General features: G+C 46.4%; 14 protein-coding genes and 2 pseudogenes. 1 reads left to right on the forward strand and 15 read right to left on the reverse strand.

The genetic code is table 11. The features are described from left to right. Positions 1 to 150: 150 nt before the first annotated feature. The gene (locus AB6D07_RS02590) at positions 151 to 591 is read right to left on the reverse strand and encodes a DUF411 domain-containing protein (RefSeq protein ID WP_029223113.1); all 441 of its coding nucleotides are present in this window, start codon (positions 589 to 591) and stop codon (positions 151 to 153) included. Beyond that, positions 581 to 3,358 carry a copper-translocating P-type ATPase gene (locus AB6D07_RS02595; protein WP_029223114.1) on the reverse strand — a complete coding sequence of 926 codons (2,778 nt, stop codon included), beginning with the start codon at positions 3,356 to 3,358 and terminating at the stop codon, positions 581 to 583. The genes AB6D07_RS02590 and AB6D07_RS02595 overlap by 11 nt, the downstream gene beginning before the upstream one ends. A gap of 318 nt (positions 3,359 to 3,676) precedes the next feature. On the opposite strand from AB6D07_RS02595, the gene gltX reads away from it, so the two are divergent. Further along, complete coding sequence (gene gltX / locus AB6D07_RS02600) at positions 3,677 to 5,104, forward strand: glutamate--tRNA ligase (RefSeq protein WP_017099633.1); 1,428 nt, start codon at positions 3,677 to 3,679, stop codon at positions 5,102 to 5,104. A gap of 76 nt (positions 5,105 to 5,180) precedes the next feature. Here the strand turns inward: gltX and AB6D07_RS02605 are convergent, their stop codons facing one another. The 13 genes and pseudogenes from AB6D07_RS02605 to AB6D07_RS02665 all read right to left on the reverse strand — a co-directional run bounded on the left by AB6D07_RS02605 (position 5,181) and on the right by AB6D07_RS02665 (position 17,177). Further along, the gene (locus AB6D07_RS02605; protein WP_017103976.1) at positions 5,181 to 5,645 is read right to left on the reverse strand and encodes an Sbal_3080 family lipoprotein; all 465 of its coding nucleotides are present in this window, start codon (positions 5,643 to 5,645) and stop codon (positions 5,181 to 5,183) included. Positions 5,646 to 5,653: 8 nt separating this feature from the next. Beyond that, the gene (locus AB6D07_RS02610) at positions 5,654 to 6,877 is read right to left on the reverse strand and encodes a beta-ketoacyl-ACP synthase (protein ID WP_017099147.1); all 1,224 of its coding nucleotides are present in this window, start codon (positions 6,875 to 6,877) and stop codon (positions 5,654 to 5,656) included. Beyond that, the gene (locus tag AB6D07_RS02615; protein ID WP_017103977.1) at positions 6,874 to 7,599 is read right to left on the reverse strand and encodes a 3-ketoacyl-ACP reductase FabG2; all 726 of its coding nucleotides are present in this window, start codon (positions 7,597 to 7,599) and stop codon (positions 6,874 to 6,876) included. The genes AB6D07_RS02610 and AB6D07_RS02615 overlap by 4 nt, the downstream gene beginning before the upstream one ends. Further along, positions 7,596 to 8,060 (reverse strand): hotdog family protein, encoded by a 465-nt coding sequence (locus AB6D07_RS02620; protein ID WP_017103978.1) that lies wholly within the window; start codon positions 8,058 to 8,060, stop codon positions 7,596 to 7,598. Before AB6D07_RS02620 ends, AB6D07_RS02615 begins: the two co-directional genes overlap by 4 nt. Further along, positions 8,053 to 9,252 carry a beta-ketoacyl-[acyl-carrier-protein] synthase family protein gene (locus AB6D07_RS02625; protein WP_017103979.1) on the reverse strand — a complete coding sequence of 400 codons (1,200 nt, stop codon included), beginning with the start codon at positions 9,250 to 9,252 and terminating at the stop codon, positions 8,053 to 8,055. Before AB6D07_RS02625 ends, AB6D07_RS02620 begins: the two co-directional genes overlap by 8 nt. A 5-nt stretch (positions 9,253 to 9,257) precedes the next feature. Next, positions 9,258 to 9,881 (reverse strand): DUF3261 domain-containing protein, encoded by a 624-nt coding sequence (locus AB6D07_RS02630; protein WP_017103980.1) that lies wholly within the window; start codon positions 9,879 to 9,881, stop codon positions 9,258 to 9,260. Continuing rightward, positions 9,878 to 12,250, reverse strand: coding sequence for an MMPL family transporter (locus AB6D07_RS02635; protein WP_017103981.1), 2,373 nt, complete (start codon positions 12,248 to 12,250; stop codon positions 9,878 to 9,880). The genes AB6D07_RS02630 and AB6D07_RS02635 overlap by 4 nt, the downstream gene beginning before the upstream one ends. After that, positions 12,222 to 12,920 carry an outer membrane lipoprotein carrier protein LolA gene (locus tag AB6D07_RS02640; RefSeq protein WP_017103982.1) on the reverse strand — a complete coding sequence of 233 codons (699 nt, stop codon included), beginning with the start codon at positions 12,918 to 12,920 and terminating at the stop codon, positions 12,222 to 12,224. Before AB6D07_RS02640 ends, AB6D07_RS02635 begins: the two co-directional genes overlap by 29 nt. Further along, on the reverse strand, positions 12,907 to 13,437 hold the full coding sequence (locus AB6D07_RS02645) for a thioesterase family protein (protein ID WP_017103983.1): 531 nt from the start codon (positions 13,435 to 13,437) through the stop codon (positions 12,907 to 12,909). Before AB6D07_RS02645 ends, AB6D07_RS02640 begins: the two co-directional genes overlap by 14 nt. A gap of 39 nt (positions 13,438 to 13,476) precedes the next feature. Then, a complete protein-coding gene (gene hutH, locus AB6D07_RS02650; RefSeq protein WP_017103984.1) occupies positions 13,477 to 15,024 on the reverse strand; it encodes a histidine ammonia-lyase in 1,548 nt (515 codons plus the stop codon). Beyond that, positions 15,002 to 15,967 (reverse strand): annotated as a pseudogene (locus AB6D07_RS02655) (glycosyltransferase family 2 protein); the annotation flags it as partial. The gene hutH and the pseudogene AB6D07_RS02655, both read right to left, overlap by 23 nt. A 62-nt stretch (positions 15,968 to 16,029) precedes the next feature. Then, a pseudogene (locus tag AB6D07_RS02660) lies at positions 16,030 to 16,822 on the reverse strand (glycosyltransferase family 2 protein); the annotation flags it as partial. Further along, positions 16,815 to 17,177: a 3-hydroxyacyl-ACP dehydratase gene (locus AB6D07_RS02665; RefSeq protein ID WP_017103986.1), complete on the reverse strand. Its 363-nt coding sequence runs from the start codon at positions 17,175 to 17,177 to the stop codon at positions 16,815 to 16,817. The pseudogene AB6D07_RS02660 and the gene AB6D07_RS02665, both read right to left, overlap by 8 nt. Positions 17,178 to 17,223 lie beyond the last annotated feature (46 nt).

Raw genomic sequence — 17,223 nt, forward strand, 5'->3', positions numbered from 1 at the left:
GAAAACATAGTGGTACTAACAGCCCGGTTGGTGCCGCGACAAGATTTGCTTTACTGTCCAAAAGCAAAGAGCCTAGTAAGTAAACCAGAGTCTTGGGTTTGCTTAATGCTAGGCTCTATTTTTATTGCTGTTCGTAGGTCTAATTACGCTCTATTTTCCGTTGTAATGACGGTATTCAAACACCTGACCTTTCTCGTTAAACGCATACACAGAATACTCGTCTTTCTTATCGCCATACTCCATGCCCGGAGAGCCCATTGGCATGCCTGGAACCGCCAAGCCAATCGCATTGCGTGGTGGGTTCTCTAAAAAGGCTTTCACGTCCTCTGCAGGAATGTGCCCCTCAAATACGTAACCGTCGATCTCTGCCGTATGGCAAGAAGCCAGTTCTGGCGTTACTCCTAACTTCTGCTTGATTGGGTTCATGTCATCATGGAGTTTCTCTGTGACATCGAAACCTGCGTCTTGCATGTGTTCTGTCCATTCTGTGCAGCAGCCACAATATGGAGACTTATGGTTTAGTACATTAGTAGCGAGAGCTTGTCCTGAAATTGCAGCGAGTGCAGTAAGAGTCATAACTTTACGAATCATGGTGAACCTCATGAATATGGTTTTTGTTGATATTATAATGAGTGGGTTTGAACAATCTTAATCTGTTGGCATTGCTGACTACGGTGATTGATGACATCGCCATCGCAGCGCCTGCAACGACAGGGCTAAGTAAAAATCCGAAGAATGGGTAGAGCACACCAGCCGCAATTGGAATACCTAACGAGTTATAGATGAAGGCACCAAACAGGTTTTGCTTCATATTTCTCACGGTTGCCTGGGATAGCTCGATCGCATTACTCACAGACAGTGGCGACGAGTTCAGCAGCGTCATTTGCGCACTTTCAATCGCCACATCGCTGCCGCTACCCATTGCGATTCCTATATCCGCTTGAGCAAGAGCTGGTGCATCGTTAATACCGTCTCCTACCATGGCAACGCTCTTATATTGTTGTTGAAGCTGAACAATATGCTGAGCTTTCTGCTCTGGTAGTACTTCCGAGATAACCTCGTCGATACCGACGTTTTTACCTATTGCTTGAGCCACAGAGTCGTTGTCGCCCGTTAATAGCACCGTGTGAATTCCGGCGGATTTTAGTTGAGTAATGGCTTGTTTGCTATCTATTTTTAACGCGTCTGAAATGCCAAATATGCCTTCCAGTTTTTGATCGATTACAACGAAGATGGGTGTCCATGCTTGTGTTCGACAAAGCTCGATAAAGTCCGCGCCAATGTCTGTATTGATGCCGAGTTGGGTGAGGTACTTAAGTGAGCCTACTTGAACGTTTTTGCCGCTAATTATTGCCTGTACTCCAAGCCCTCTTTGGTTTTCGAATTCGCTTTGGGGGAGCGCTGAAACTTGTAAGCTCTCAGCATATTGGCAAACGGCTTTCGCTAATGGGTGTTCTGAGCCTACCTCTACCGAATAGGCGTAAGCCAGCAGTTTTTGTTCTGATAAGTCGCCATAAAAGGCCTGCTGAACGGTTGGCTTACCTTGGGTTAGGGTGCCTGTTTTATCAAATACGACAGCATCGATTTTGCTTGCAGATTGCAACACATCGGCATCCTTGATCAGAACACCAAACTCAGCGGCTTTGCCCACGCCGACAGTAATAGAGAGCGGTGTCGCTAAGCCCAAGGCACATGGACAGGCGATGATCAGTACAGTGGTTGATACCACGAGCATGTAACTTGCACTCGGTTGTGGTCCAACAAAAAACCAAACTAGGGCGGCAATGGCTGCGATCGCGACCACAACTGGTACGAAAACGGCAGAGATAGAGTCGGCAAGCTTCGCAATCGCAGGCTTGCTGCTTTGAGCTTGGCGAACCATCTGAATGATTCGAGCCAACATGGTGCTTGAGCCGATTCCCGTGGCTTCAATGATCAGGCTGCCATCACCATTGATGGTACCTGCTGAAACGCCATCATTAATCGATTTAACGTTAGGAAGCGGTTCGCCAGTCAGCATCGATTCATCGATATAAGATTCGCCAGATACCACGACACCATCGACAGGGACTTTTTCTCCCGGTTTCACTCGAACTTGCATACCGACTTGAATAGCTTCGAGGGCGATGGTTTGTTCTTTACCATCGACGATAACCACGGCTTTTTGAGGTTGTAAATTAATCAGTGCCTGCAAAGATTTGGTGGTGCGTGCCTTGGCTTTGGCTTCAATGTAGTGACCCAAAGATATAAGGCCAACAATCATGGCGCTCGCTTCAAAATAGACATGGCGCGATGGTTCTGGGAACCATGATGGAATTAGCACAACCAGCATTGAGTAGAACCACGCGGCGCCAGTGCCTAGAGCGACCAAGGTATCCATGGTTGCACGCTTGTGCATCAGTGATTGCCAAGCGTTAGTAAAGAAGCTGCGTCCTGAAGTGGCTAGCAGTACCAAACAGACGACACCGACCAATCCCCAAGCCAATTGGTCGTTAAATGTAGCAATGGTCATGCTGCCACCGAACAGACCCCACGCCATCAGTGGAGCACCGATCAGCAGCGCGCTTACTGAATTCTTTAGGAAAGCTTTTTGGGTACGAAGTTGTTGTTCTTGCTGTTTTTGTTGTTGAGTTGCCGCGTCGTCAACGAACTCGGCACCGTAACCTGCGTTTTTCACCGATTCTATTAGCGCGCTCTCGATGACGTCACGTGTTTCAGATGTGAAGACCAAGGCTGTCTGTTCAGCGAGGTTGATCTGAGCTTGGTCGACGAACTCATTCTTTTTCAGCGCTTTCTCTACCGAAGAAACACAACTCGCACACGTCATTCCCTCAAGAACAAGGTGATAGGTATATTGGCTAGCAGCAGGTTTATCTTGTGTCTGCTCCACTGGCGCTGTTTTTTTATCGTCTTCTGAATTAGATAAAGGCTCATTAACCTCAGAGTAGGGAGCCGCGTGATAACCCACACTTTCGATTAGCTCAATAAGCTCGGATTCTGAAAGCAGAGTAACCAAGGACAATTCATGTTTGCTGACTTCTAGGTCTGAGATTTGCTCGGTCTGCTCAAGCGCTTGTGTCAGCTTGTTCACGCACTTACCGCAGCTAAGACCGGATAACGAAAGGTGCAGTTTATTGCCCATGCTATAACCAAGCGTCGCTAACTGTTGGTTGAGTTGAACGTAATTAAAAGGAGTAGAAATATCGATGTGGGTCGGCGATATATCATTGATCGTCGTGTTGTCGAATTCGCCAAACAGTGTGCGAACTTTCTTCGCACAACCCATGCAATTTAGGCCGTTGAGCATAGCTGTGTAATAGTTCATATCGATACTCCAATTCTCATCTACGCCTAACATAAACCTTCCCGTAAGGGTAAGGTCAAACATAAATTCAAGAATTTGATATTTGCTGGAATATTGAGTGATGGAATAGATGAGGTTTATCGCGAGCGTGGCGAGAATTTGCCGTTTTAGAGCATTTGACATGTGCTTGAGCTATTGGTTTGCTCCTTCTACGATAGCTTTCGTACAAGATCAGCGCATTAATCATTCACTACTGATTGTAGATTTAAGCGGTGGTGATAAAATAGCGCCCAAAATTTAGTGATATTTTTCTGTTGCAGGCTTTGTAATGGCAATCACTAAAAGAATCACCTACATAATCAAGGTATTTAAATGACGGTTAAAACTCGTTTTGCTCCTAGCCCAACTGGCTATCTTCACGTTGGTGGTGCACGTACTGCACTTTACTCTTGGCTATTCGCTAAGAATCAAGGTGGTGAATTCGTTCTGCGTATCGAAGACACGGACCTTGAGCGTAACTCTCAAGAAGCGGTTGATGCAATTCTAGAAGGCATGCAATGGATGGGTATGGAATGGGATGAAGGTCCTTACTACCAATCTAAGCGTTTTGACCGTTACAATGAAATGGTTGATAAGCTACTTGCTGAAGACAAAGCTTTCAAATGCTATGCGTCTAAAGAGCTGCTTGACGAAATTCGTGCAGAGCAAGAAGAAAACAAAGAGATGGCTCGTTACGATGCGAACCACCCTAAAATTGTTGCAGCAAACGAAGCAGCAAAAGAAGGTGATGCGTGCGTTATCCGTTTCCGTAACCCTAAAGAAGGCAGCGTAGTATTTGATGACCAAATTCGTGGTCGCATTGAAATTTCTAACAGCCAACTTGATGACCTAATCATTCGTCGTACAGACGGTGCACCAACATACAACTTCGTTGTTGTAGTGGATGACTGGGACATGGGTATTACACACGTTGTACGTGGTGAAGACCACATCAACAACACACCTCGTCAAATCAACATCTATGAAGCACTAGGCGCGCCAGTTCCAACTTTCGCTCACTGTGCAATGATTCTTGGTGATGACGGTGCGAAACTTTCTAAGCGTCACGGTGCTGTTTCTGTAATGCAATACCGCGACGAAGGTTACCTACCAAATGCACTAAACAACTACCTAGTTCGTTTAGGTTGGTCTCACGGTGACCAAGAGATCTTCTCTCAAGAAGAGATGATTGAATTCTTCAGCCTGAACGCTATCAGCAAGTCTGCTTCTGCATTCAACACTGATAAGCTACTTTGGTTGAACAACCACTACATCAAGACTTCTGAGCCTGAGTACGTTGCTAAATACCTGCAATGGCACCTAGATGCACAAAAGATCGATACAACAAATGGCCCGGCTATCACTGAAGTGATCACGCTAGTTGGCGAGCGTTGTAATACGCTTATCGAACTTGCTGAACAGTCTCGTTACTTCTACGAAGATTTCTCTGAGTTTGAAGCTGGCGCAGCGAAGAAGCACCTACGTGGTGTTGCTAAAGGCCCACTAGAGCTTGCTCTTGCTAAGGTTGAAGCGCTTGAAGATTTCACTACTACAAACATCAAAGATGGTGTGATTGCAGCAGTATGTGAAGAGCTAGAGGTCGGCATGGGTAAAATCGGTATGCCACTTCGCGTAGCAGTAACAGGTGGCGGCCAGTCTCCTTCTGTTGATGCTGTGATGGAGCTTGTTGGTAAAGAGCGCGTAATCGCTCGTATCAAGATGGCTCTTGAGTTCATCGCTGAGCGTGAAGCTAACGCTTAATTGAGCGAATGCTAGATTCAAAAAAGGGTCAGTAACTTGGTTACTGACCCTTTTTATTTGTTTTGATCTTGGTTGATTAAAGCTTATCTTCAGCAATCATTTGAGTCGCTTGCGCGGCTGTTTTCTTATCGAACAAGATATCCATCATTGCTTTGATGCGTTCCATATCGTCACCAAACTTAGAAAAGTTTCCGCTGTTTGGCGCTTTGAATTCGACATTGCCTACGCGTTGTTGATCTTGATAAGCCGAGATCTTAGCGTCTGCAACAAAGGTTCTGAAATCCCAGCTCCAACGAGAGACATAATCGAACGTAATATCTTCTGGTTTATGTTCTGAACCGTCTGCAACGACTTTACATTTGACCTGATTGTTCAGACACCAATCGAGCATTGAATCGAGGAAGATACTGCGAGTTTTCACGTCTTCCACGATAGTGATATTTTCAATGTTATTTGCTTCTGGAAGTGCATTGCCCGAGTATTTCGGAGCACTACAACCTGCGAGTAAAACGACAACAGCAACAGCTAGCCAGTTTTTCATTCTCTATCCTAGATTTTTTTGAATATGATGGAGGTGTTGATCCCGCCAAAGGCAAAGTTATTGCTCATCAGGTATTCAACATCCAATTCGCGACCAGAACCTGTAATGTAATCGAGTTTACCGCAGCGTTCGTCGATGTTTTCAAGGTTCAATGTTGGGCTGAACCAACCGGAATGCATCATTTCTAGGCTCAACCAAGCCTCAATGGCACCACACGCTCCAAGCGTATGACCAAAGTAGCTTTTTAATGAGCTGATTGGCACTTCACCAAAAATGTTCGCGGTCGCATTACTTTCTGCAATATCGCCTTTATCTGTTGCCGTTCCGTGCGCCGAAACGTAACCAATTTTTTCAGCAGGAAGCTGTGCATCTTTCAGCGCTTTCTCCATACAGATTTGCATGGTTTCCATTTGAGGTTGGGTCACATGGGCGGCATCGCAGTTGCTGGCAAAACCGATGATTTCCGCGTAGATCTTTGCACCGCGAGCAACCGCATGTTCATACTCTTCAAGAACAAGCGTACCAGCACCTTCACCGATAACCAGGCCATCGCGCTCACTGTCGTAAGGGCTAGGGGATTTTTCTGGCGTGTCGTTTTTTAAACTGGTAGCAAAAAGGGTATCAAAAACGGCAGATTCGGTTGGGCATAGCTCTTCACCACCACCGGCAACCATCACGGTTTGGTAACCGTGTTTGATTGCTTCATAGGCGTAGCCAATCGCTTGGCTACCTGAAGTACAGGCACTGCTGGTGGGAATCACACGTCCACGTAAGCCAAAGAATAGCCCGACGTTGACCGCTGCGGTGTGTGGCATCATCTGAACGTAAGTCGTTGCGGTGATAGCTCGTGTCGATTTCTCGTTAAGCATCACGCCAAATGCACCAACCGCATCAGTACTGCCGGTTGAAGAACCATAGGCAATGCCTGTTTCGCCATTAGTCAAAACGTCGTGGCCAATCAGTCCTGCTTGCTCTAGTGCATTTTCGGTCGCCACTGTTGCTAGGCGAGACACGCGGCCCATGCCACGAACCTGTTTGCGCTTATAGTGCTTAGGTAGTTGGAAGTCATCAATAGGTGCGGCAAGCTTTGTGTTGAGGCCATCGTACTGCTCAAAGCTAGGCATGTACTGGGTCGCATTTTCACATGCTTTTAGTTTTGGCTCGATGTGCTGCCAATCGTTGCCAAAAGCGGTAACGCCTGACATGCCAGTTACAACAACGCGGCGGGTCATACTAAGCCTCCATTAACTGAAATCACTTGGCGAGTTACGTAGCTGGCAATATCCGACATTAGGTAGCTGACTAGGCCTGCTACTTCTTCTGGTTCACCCATGCGGCGTAATGGAACTTGAGGCAGCGCATGCTCTTTTACATGCTCATCAACCATCCCGGTATCGATTAGACCTGGTGCGACACAGTTTACCGTTATCTTGCGTTTTGCGAGCTCTAGAGCCAGAGACTTAGTTGCGCCAATCACACCTGATTTTGCTGCGGCATAGTTGGTTTGACCGCGGTTACCCATGATGCCGGATACAGAAGCCAGAGTAACGATTCGACCGCCTTTGCGTTTTTGAACCATTGGCATCACGCACGGGTGAAGTACGTTGTAGAAGCTGTCGAGGTTGGTATGGATAACACCATCCCACTCTTCTTCAGTCATAGCTGGGAATGCCGTGTCACGAGTAATGCCCGCATTATTCACTACACCATAGTAAGCGCCGTGTTCGGCAATATCTGACTCAAGCGTTTCGCGACATTCGCTGCGATTGCTGATATCAAATTGGATCAGACGTCCTGCAGCACCGAGCTCAGTGATCGACTTTAATGTGTCTTCAGCACCTTGCTTGTCACCCATGTAATGAACGGCGATTTCAAAACCGTCTTTCGCGAGTTGAATAGCGATCGCTTTACCAATGCCTTTACTGGCACCAGTGACTAAAACCTGACGGCTCATGATGGGCTCCTAGTTTTCATTTCTTGTAATTTTTGTTCGGTCGGCACGTAGACGTTGAGTTGGCATTGAGCCACTAACTCGCCTTGGTCTTCGACTCGGGCGGTAAACACGGCCATGCCACTGTCTTCCATGAGTTGTTCAGCATAGATATCAAGGGTTTGACCTTGAGTAAATTCATCACACAGTGACTTGTAGCGACGAGAACCGAGTAAGAAGCCGATTGGAGGAGTAGTGCCGTTTTTCAGCGCATGGTATCCAGACCAAGCTGCAACAGACTGCGCCATAAACTCGATGCCAACATAAGCTGGGACCGTTTGAGATTCGACGTCAAAGAATAGGTTGTGCGCGCCAATATCGACCTGGCAGTGAATCGACAATGCCTCAACGTTGATAGCTCGATCGATTAATATCATCGGGTCATCGTGTGGGAGAAGTTGGTCTACAGAAGGGATATCAGTCATTTACTACACCAAAAATCAGGCTAATGTTGTTGCCACCAAAAGCGAACGAGTTGCTTAAGATGTTCTTTACTTTAAGTTTCTGGGAACAGTTTACCAAATCAATCTCAATATCTTCAGCTTTATACTGACATTTTTGTAAGGGGAGTGGTAAGTCATATTTTAGAATATGCCACGCAATTGCAGCCTCTATCGCACTTGCCGCTCCAAGAGTATGTCCTGTTAGAGGCTTGGTTGAACTGACGGGAACCTTGTTTGCAAAAATGCGATGGATGGCTTTGCTTTCCATTGAATCATTGAGTGGAGTTGCGGTGCCATGGGCATTAATATAACCGATGTCTTTTGCTCGTAACTGTGCAGAATCTAACGCCTTTCTCATTGCTTGTTCTGCACCGTTCCCTTCTGGATGGGGCGCGGAAATATGGTGTGCGTCGGAGCTGTCGCCATAGCCTAATAGGGCTATATTCGAAGTGCTTTGAGTTGTATTGGTAGCGGTTGGTTTTGTCTTGCTAAGCAACATAAATGCCGCAGCTTCTCCGATGTTGATGCCATCACGAGAGGCGCTAAAGGGCTTACAATGTGTGGTTGATAGCGCTTCAAGACCATGAAAGCCATTGAGTGTCAGTTTACATAGTGTATCGACACCTCCAACCAACACAGCATCAGCCATTCCTGAATCTAACAAACGTTGGGCAGTAATAAATACACGGCCACTTGATGAGCAAGCGGTCGAGATCGCATAACTTGGCCCGGTTAATGAGCAATATTGACTAACAAACTCAGAGGTGTTCCCTAGCTCTTGTTTGGAATAGTGGAAATCTTCGGGGAAAGAGCCATGTTCGAGTTTGTGTTTAAATGCCGTTTCACCATCAGAAATTCCCGAGGTGCTTGTGCCGATAACTACAGCAATTCTATCGGCACCAAATTGTGATTTTGCTTGCTCGATAGAGTCTTTGATTTGATTAACAGCCGATAACGCCAGTTGATTGTTACGAGTGGCGTATTCCGCTTGTTCTGATGGAATTTCCGGTAAATCACCTGCGACCTTACCAACAACCGTCGGCTTACCGTCGTTTAGCATGTCGCTCACTTCAACCATGCTTGATTCATGCTCGCCTTTGAGGCAGCCATGAATGTCAGCAACGCTTGAGCCTAATGCGGAGTGGAAACCACAGTCTTGGATATAAATAGGCATAATGTTTAGCTCTTACTTGGGTTATCGACAATCGTTGAGTTCAACGTTTGTATCGTGATGGTGTAGCCTTGAATCAAATGCTTGAAAACAATGTTGCCTGCGGTTTTGTGTGTTCCGGGCTCTGCTTGGTAATCAATTTTAATGATTGGCTGTTGGTTTTCATCAAATACGGTGCGGCTGTTTTCGGTATCGACCAAATACCAACCGATGTCTTGTAAAGGTTGAGCCCATGCTTCAACTGGCCATAGAGTCAGCATCAAATTAAATAGTACTTGCTCGGGTAGCGGCAGGGTAGCGCCAAGACCAGATAGAACTTGAGTATCAATCGTTTGGTTTTGGTATTGCAGCGATAGAATGCGAGTACCCCAAGAGGAGAAACCCGCCAACACGACTTTGTCTGATGTGACTTCGACTTGAACAGGAAGTTGCTGCGTATCATCTTGCCATGTTGCGCTGATCAGCTGACTTGCCGTAAATGAGTATCCCAGTTCAGCAGGCAGCGGCAAGGCGAGCTCTGTGTCTTTGTCGATTGCGACACTTGCGCCTGTAGGCTGTTGAGACACCATCGAACAAGCGCTGAGTAGTAAGCCCAATCCAACGGCGAGCGCTATCTTGATTGTTTTGTTCATCTAAAAGCCTCTCGAGAGTTTGATTTTTCCGCTGCTTGTTGGTTGTTGATTGCAAGTGGCGAAAGCAACCACGCGACGAAAATACCAGTTAGGACGGTAACACCGAAGCTATGAATGGCATGAGTCTGACTCAGTGACAATAAGCCAAATGAGAGTAGCGTTGTGAGGCCTGACAAAGTAATCGCCAATAAGGTGCTTAGTGATTTCTTCTGCTCAGCAAAGAACAGGGTATAGTCGATACCAATCCCTAGAATCAGAATCAGTCCAAGCAGGTTAAACAGATTCAGTGTCGAGCCTAAAATTCCCGTGACCGCTAAACCAGCGACTCCGGCAATTAATGAAGGCAACAGCATTAATAGGCTTTGCTTCACACCATAACGCCAACCCAACACCATGCCAATAGCCGCTAATGCTATCAATAACAACTCGGTGATCTTGACTCTATATTCCGCAAAGAGAGCAGAGATTTCATCGGCTTTATTAAGGTATTTAACACCTTGTTGCTGAGCAAAGCTTGAATCGAGCCATTGAGAGAACTGTTCTGAATCTGTGACGTCTTTGATCAAAATGACCGACGCGGCTTGCCCATCGATCGGTTTTAACCAAAGTGGTCGAACAGGTTCTGACACTGGTGATTCTAAAAATACAGATACCGTGATTGCCTCGAACTTAGGAAGATCTGGAAAGCTAGGCCAACCAAGAGTGTTCTGTAAGATATGGCTTTGCTGGCTATAAAGTTGTTTAACCAATTGATAGTTATCATGCTGTTGTTGTTTGCTTAACAACTGTTGATTGATGCTGCGATATCCAGAGATACCTTGGCTATCGACCAAAGAATCTAAGCTTGTGGTGATTTCTGCCAGTTTTTTGAGTAGCTTTTGGTCGCTCTTGGCAGTCACCAGAAGCATATTTTGACCACTGCCTAATCCTGATATCTCAGTAATGGCTTGTTCTTGCTGTTTGAGTTGATCAGGCATCGCTTGAAGTTGACGAATATCGTCGTCGTAGCGAATTTGACTGACTGATATCAGGCTCAAGACAGTCACAGCTAACGGTAAGCCAATTTTAAATTTTTGGTTGCTCCAGAGGCTTAACCAAGTATGCCAAAGCTTCGACAGAGGAAGAGGGCGTTCTTGGCTTGGTTTTGCCGCTAAAACCGGATACCAACACACCACACTGGCGTAAGCTGCGATCAGTCCAATCGACGAAAAAAGAGCAAGTTGCTGTAACCCCGGGAAAGGCGCCACCAACAAGCCTAGGTAGCCAATCAAGCTGGTGATCAGACCCAAGGTGATCGCAACGATAATATGTTTCAACCCTTTGTCGCTTTGCCATTGATTACCTGCCGCCAAGCGATCAGTCAGGTAGTGAAAGGAGTAGTCGATGGATACGCCAATTAAGCTGGCACCGAACACCAAACTAAACAGGTGAACCTTGCCGAAGATAGCGACGGTGCTTGCCAGCGCAACCAATAATCCAGTACTGATGGAAAGTAAGGATAAGGCAAGTGGGAGGGCGCTACGAAATGTTAGCCACACCAATAAAATTACACCTGCCAATGAGCCCAAACCAATGGTACTGATTTCTGATTTCGCACTTTCGGTACCGTAATTGGCGTAGAACACCACACCGGTATGCTTCACTTTGACACCAAACTGCTTTTCGATCTCGCGCTCAATTGAATCAAGATCGGGAAGTTGCTCTTGAATCGCTAAACTATAAGGCGAACCTGCCAGAGTCGCCGTCACCAAAATATGAGTTTGCTCATTAGACTGGGCTGTGAGGTAGCCTTCTTTCAGAACAAAGTTGCTTGATTGAACGCCAACTGCACTGATGTAGTCGCGAAATAGCAGAAATGGGTCGAGAGATAGCTCTGCTGCAGTGACGCCTGAAAACGGATTGTACAGAGACTGAATGACATATTGAGCTCGCGAATCCGGCGAGTGTGTCAGCGTCTCTTTTTGTTGTTGGGTCAGCAGTTGAGCTCGGTGACGAAAATAGAAGTCGCTCCACTGGCTTTGAGTACTGGCGTTGATTTTTCCTTGAACTTGCTTAAACAGAGTTGGCTGGCTTGAGAAAGCTCTTTGGTTAAGTTTTTTTTCAAAAGCGTCAGTCGCTGTCATGGCTTGTTCGACGTCGGAGGCACTTATGATAAAGACCACTTGCTCGCTCATCGAGCTGGATATTTGCTGAAAGGCTTGCTCTACCATGGGATCTTGCTGGTTTTCTGGCAGCAATTTCATGATGTTGCTTTCAATGGGTACCGACGAAGAAAAAGCGAATTGTTTGATCAACAATCCGCTAAACAGTATTACGACAACAAGCCAAGCAAGGGCTAGGCTAGAATTGGAATTGTTGCGCTTCAGCATCTGATAATACTTCCGGTAGATGACTTAACTGGCTAAATTCGATCACTGTGCTGTCCCCACGAACTTCTCTAAGTTCGATACGTTCAATGTCACCTTGTCCTTGCAGTGTGATGGCTTCAAACACCGCGTTCATTGGCGCATTCTTTGGCTTTAGAGTGAGAGTCCATCGTGTGTCTTGTGAACTTGAGTTTGCACTTTCATCAGAATTTGTCGCAGTCGTTGGTTCAAATGACAGTGAGAATTGCTCTTGAAGTTTTTGCGTGTCCCCGTGAAACACCGACAGGAATATATGGCTGAAATAAAATGCCATTGGGTTTTCTTTATCGGTAATGATCTTAGCGGGTTGATCGGCAAACCTTTGGCTCAGTTTGTTATCGGTTAGCACCAAGCTCACAGGAAAGGGGGTCACTTGTGTCCAAAGCAAACCATGCGACTTGTCTAACAGGAAAGTACCTTGTGATGTTAGAGGTTGGGCGAACATTTCCATGTTGCGCGTTTGAGTAAATTGACCACGAACGATACTATTTTCGCTTAACACGGCTTGTAGTTCTGTAATAGAACCGACAGCATTCGTGTTCTCGCTAGCGCCAGCCAAGTGACTCGCCATCATTGAGGCAAGCCCTAGCAGTGCGATACTGATTTGCTTACGCCCGTGTTTAAACAGACTCATGTTTCACCTGCTGCTGTGTGTTAGGTACTTGCGGTTGCTCTGATTGGTGATCGTTTGATTGCTGCTCAATTGATTGGGGTAAGCAGCCAAATTGATGCCAGTGTTCGACTTTATCGGTAAACACTTTCGGCGAAGCAAAACACATATCTTGTTCTTCAATGGTTACTGCAACCTGCATGGTGTGAGCGCGTGTCATACGAGCACCGGTGTTGGCATCGTGAATTTCGTAGTCAACACGCAAGCGGTTTTCCCATTCAGTTAACTTAGCGGATACCGTGATCTGATGATTAAACGGTATCGCTTTGATGTACTTTACGCGCGTGTCGATGATCGGCCACATGTAGCCCGAATTCTTCATCTCATGGTAGTTGTACTCAATCTTATCCATCATGATGCGCCTAACTTCTTCAAAAAATCGGAAGTAGTTGCCATGGTAGATCACGCCCATTGGGTCGGCATCTTGGAATGAGGTTACTAAAGTAACCTCTGATTTTAATGGATGAAGGATTTCAGACATAAATCGCTCTCAACAATATTGCATAAAGGGTTAGCTACTCTAGGAGTAAAGTGACCAGTGTTGACTTTGAATACGAGCAATGAAGTGGCGTAGATCGCCTTCAAGTGGTCGATCTTCTACGATAAATTCAAACTCTTTAAGCACTTCGTCGCGAATGTGCTTTAGGTTTTCACTCATGTGGTGCTCATCAAGCTCATTATGGCGTTTACGAAGTTCAAGCGCTTGTGTCCCCGCCAGAAGTGATGCTGCCGCTACTTGTTCAGTCAGTTCAAGAACGCGTAAGCAGTCACGAGCCGCAATAGTGCCCATGCTGACTTTGTCTTGGTTGTGACACTCAGTTGAACGAGAGAACACGCTTGCTGGCATGGTGTGTTTTAATGCTTCTGCTGTCCAAGCTGAAACGCCAATCTGTACCGCTTTGAAACCGTGGTTGATTGGTTTACGTTCGCCTTCAGCACCGGTTAGGTTAAATGGCAAGCCGTTGTTGAACTTGTAATCCATCAACTGCGCCATTTGTCGATCAAGTAGGTCTGCAAGGTTGGCTACCGCTGTTTTTAGTGTATCCATTGCCATTGCGATATGACCACCGTAGAAATGTCCACCGTGCAGTACGCGCTCATTGTCGCCATCGATAATTGGGTTATCGTTAGCGCTGTTAAGCTCGTTCTCAATCATTTGGCGTAGCCAAGGCAGAGAGTCTTGAACCACACCAATCACATGTGGGGCACAACGCAGTGAGTAACGATCTTGTAGGCGATCACTGTTACGTGGCGGACGATCCGCTTGTAAGTCATCACGTAGCCATGCAGCAACTTGCTGTTGACCCGGATGAGGCTTCACTGCAAACAGCGCTTCATCGAAATGGAAATCGTTGCCTTGCATACCTACAGACACCATTGCGGTGATCTTAGTCGACAGCTGAGCTAGGTATTCTGCACGTTTGTAGGCGATACAAGCTAAAGCCGTCATTACTGATGTGCCATTCATCAATGCTAAGCCTTCTTTTGGCTTAAGCTTGATAGGGTTAATCCCTAGCTCTTTGTAAACGTCACTAGTAGGGCGAACTTCACCTTTGTAGATGACATCGCGCTCACCAATCAGTGCAGCTGCCAGATAAGACAGCGGCGTTAAATCACCACTGGCACCAACCGATCCTTCTTGAGGAATGCGCGGCGAGATATCTTGGTTGATCAGAGTGACGATCTGGTTGAGCAAATCGTGAGTCACACCAGAGACACCTTGTGACAATGAACAAAGACGTGTCGCTAATACTGCACGAGATTGTTCGTGAGACAGTATTTCGCCTAAACCACAGCCATGAAAGCGCGTTAGATGCAGTGGTAATTCATCAACAAGGTTTGGCGGAATTGCAACGGTACATGAGTCACCGTAGCCCGTTGTCACACCATAGATCACGCCTTCTTCTTTCAATAGGCGTTCTAAAAAAGCGACACCGCGGTTGATCTTTGATGTGAACTCATTGCTTGAGTTCATCGAGGCTTTTGCGCCTTGTGAAATAGCGACAACATCCTCAATCGTGAGGCGTTCGGCACCAAAGGTGATGCTATTTGGATTTTTTTTCGTCATGGTGCTTGCTCAATGTCCAAAAGTTAAAAAAGTTGTACCACTGAAGCGGTGCTTTCAGTGTGTAGTGCTGAAGTCGGTCTGCGTATTTCTGCACGACTTGCTGTAAAGATTGTTCGCGAGTCTTCCTTGGTAGCTCTATCTTGTCGCTGAAATGCTCAAAATAGACATTAAAATGCGGTTTGGTTTGTGAGTCATCTCGTAGGCCAAACAATAAGAATACTGGCGCTTTGAGAACAGAGGCTAACATAAATGGCCCTTGAGGGAAGGGAGCTTCTTTACCCAAGAACTCTGCCCATACTGAGCGACTCTCTTTGCTGGTGGAGGTTCTATCGCCAACGATCACAATCCATTCACCTTGCTCCAATTTTTGTTGCAACAAGATGGCGGTATCAGGGCCCATCGATGTCACCTGAATCAGGTTTAAATCAGACTGTGGGTTTACCGCTTTCATCACCGAATTAAAGCGTTCGGCGTGTTCCGTGAAGACCAGCGCATTGATTTTGATGTGTGAGTGTCGACGTCCCAAAGCGCGGCACAATTCGATATTACCAAGGTGAGAACCTAGGATTAGCACACCTTGCTGGTTTTCCACCATACTTTCGAATTGCTCTTGACCATGAATAGTCAGGTTATCGACTGAGAAATCACCTTTCCATGCGGCTAATTTGTCTAGCATGGTGTGGCCAAACGAAAGCAGGTGGTTATAACTGGTTAATTCAGCGGGTAACTCAATATTCTGTTGCTCTGCGTATGTCTTAAGCTGGAATAGGTATTGCTCAGAAGCGTTTCGCGCGCGCTTGCCTGTCAAATGGTAGTAACGCATCACACCGCGCAAAATTAGGTTGAATACACCTCGGCCTAATAGTGAGTACACAGCTAACAACAGTTTGATACCGAGAACTGTGCCGCGCTCTTGAGTTCTGGACCAATGAGGCTGTTCAGTGCTATTTGGTGTCTGCTGCGCCTGATTGCTTTCTGAAAATTGTGTCGAACTTGTTAGGTGATCTTCAGAATTTGATTTGAAGTGACGAGCAATCAGCTTAGGGGCTCTTGGCAGCATGCCGAAGAACAGTCGAGTATGCATCCAACTGATTTTTACGTTGTCCCACAGCGCATCGAAATGAGAGACACCATTTTCAGGGTAGATGACTCGCGTCTCAATGAAGTCAATGTCGCAACCTTCCCAGTATAAGCGAACCAGAATCTCGATATCGAAGTCCATTCTCGAACCGACATCGTATTTATTCAGTACTGTTTGTGTCTTATCGATTGGATACGCTCTAAAGCCACACATGCTGTCTTTAATTGAGAGAGATAGAGTTTCTATCCACACCCAAATATGTGTCGCGTAGCGCCCGTAGAGCCTTGCCTTCGGTACGCTATCGTCATAGACAGGCTGACCTGAGATCAGGCGCTGGGGCTTAGCTTGTGACGCTTCGATTAATGCGGGTAGGGCGTCTAGGTCATGTTGACCGTCAGCATCAATCTGAATGGCATGACTAAAGCCGAGCTCCTGTGCTCGCTTGATGCCAGCCTTTACGGCACCTCCTTTGCCTTGGTTCAGCTCTAGCGTCACCAAGGTTACGTTCGAATTCTCTACTAGGGGAGCCAGAAACTGTTTCGTGGTGAGTTCACTGCCATCGTCAACGATGATGATCGGCAACTCAAAATGATGGAGTGACGACACCACTGCAGGCATGGTTTCGCCGTGGTTAAAGCACGGAATTAGGAAGCAAGCTTTGTAGTCGCTTTCTTTTGTTACGTGTTGAGAAGCAGCCTCAGCAGGAGCGCTATTCACTTTTCTCTCCCAGCTTCATTTTTCCTGAAGAGTGGGTCTGTTCACCGTTGTTTGAGGTGTAGCTGAAGCTCAGCTTGTCTTTGTCAGCATCCCATTTGAGTGATAGCTGGATTGTGGCGTCAGGAAGGATAGGCTCTTGGAATTTGATGACCTCCATACCTTTAAAGTAACCAGGGACATTTAACTTTTGGACAGCATGGTGAAGTGCCCAGTCAATTTGTGTCACACCGGGAAGAATAGGGAAGCTCTTAAAGTGCCCCTTAAAATCGGTGATGTCTCCGGTAACATGGAGTGTCAGGGTCGATTCTTTCTCTACAGTGTCAACAGCAATGACGTTTGGTTTTCTCTTATCCATAGCGTGTGCTTAGAATCCTTGGGCTAAAATGGGTCTTCTGACAAAA

The organism is Vibrio sp. 10N.239.312.C11 (assembly GCF_041466065.1).
GTDB lineage: Bacteria > Pseudomonadota > Gammaproteobacteria > Enterobacterales > Vibrionaceae > Vibrio > Vibrio tasmaniensis_A.

Excerpts from the sequence above, each read along its gene's own strand:
- AB6D07_RS02620 (WP_017103978.1), bottom strand. The coding sequence starts at position 8,060 with ATGACTGATATCCCTTCTGTAGACCAACTTCTCCCACACGATGACCCG.
- AB6D07_RS02645 (WP_017103983.1), bottom strand. The coding sequence starts at position 13,437 with ATGTCTGAAATCCTTCATCCATTAAAATCAGAGGTTACTTTAGTAACC.
- AB6D07_RS02630 (WP_017103980.1), bottom strand. The coding sequence starts at position 9,881 with ATGAACAAAACAATCAAGATAGCGCTCGCCGTTGGATTGGGCTTACTA.
- AB6D07_RS02635 (WP_017103981.1), bottom strand. The coding sequence starts at position 12,250 with ATGCTGAAGCGCAACAATTCCAATTCTAGCCTAGCCCTTGCTTGGCTT.
- AB6D07_RS02625 (WP_017103979.1), bottom strand. The coding sequence starts at position 9,252 with ATGCCTATTTATATCCAAGACTGTGGTTTCCACTCCGCATTAGGCTCA.
- AB6D07_RS02605 (WP_017103976.1), bottom strand. The coding sequence starts at position 5,645 with ATGAAAAACTGGCTAGCTGTTGCTGTTGTCGTTTTACTCGCAGGTTGT.
- AB6D07_RS02590 (WP_029223113.1), bottom strand. The coding sequence starts at position 591 with ATGATTCGTAAAGTTATGACTCTTACTGCACTCGCTGCAATTTCAGGA.
- AB6D07_RS02665 (WP_017103986.1), bottom strand. The coding sequence starts at position 17,177 with ATGGATAAGAGAAAACCAAACGTCATTGCTGTTGACACTGTAGAGAAA.
- AB6D07_RS02595 (WP_029223114.1), bottom strand. The coding sequence starts at position 3,358 with ATGTTAGGCGTAGATGAGAATTGGAGTATCGATATGAACTATTACACA.
- gltX (WP_017099633.1), top strand. The coding sequence starts at position 3,677 with ATGACGGTTAAAACTCGTTTTGCTCCTAGCCCAACTGGCTATCTTCAC.
- AB6D07_RS02640 (WP_017103982.1), bottom strand. The coding sequence starts at position 12,920 with ATGAGTCTGTTTAAACACGGGCGTAAGCAAATCAGTATCGCACTGCTA.
- AB6D07_RS02610 (WP_017099147.1), bottom strand. The coding sequence starts at position 6,877 with ATGACCCGCCGCGTTGTTGTAACTGGCATGTCAGGCGTTACCGCTTTT.
- hutH (WP_017103984.1), bottom strand. The coding sequence starts at position 15,024 with ATGACGAAAAAAAATCCAAATAGCATCACCTTTGGTGCCGAACGCCTC.
- AB6D07_RS02615 (WP_017103977.1), bottom strand. The coding sequence starts at position 7,599 with ATGAGCCGTCAGGTTTTAGTCACTGGTGCCAGTAAAGGCATTGGTAAA.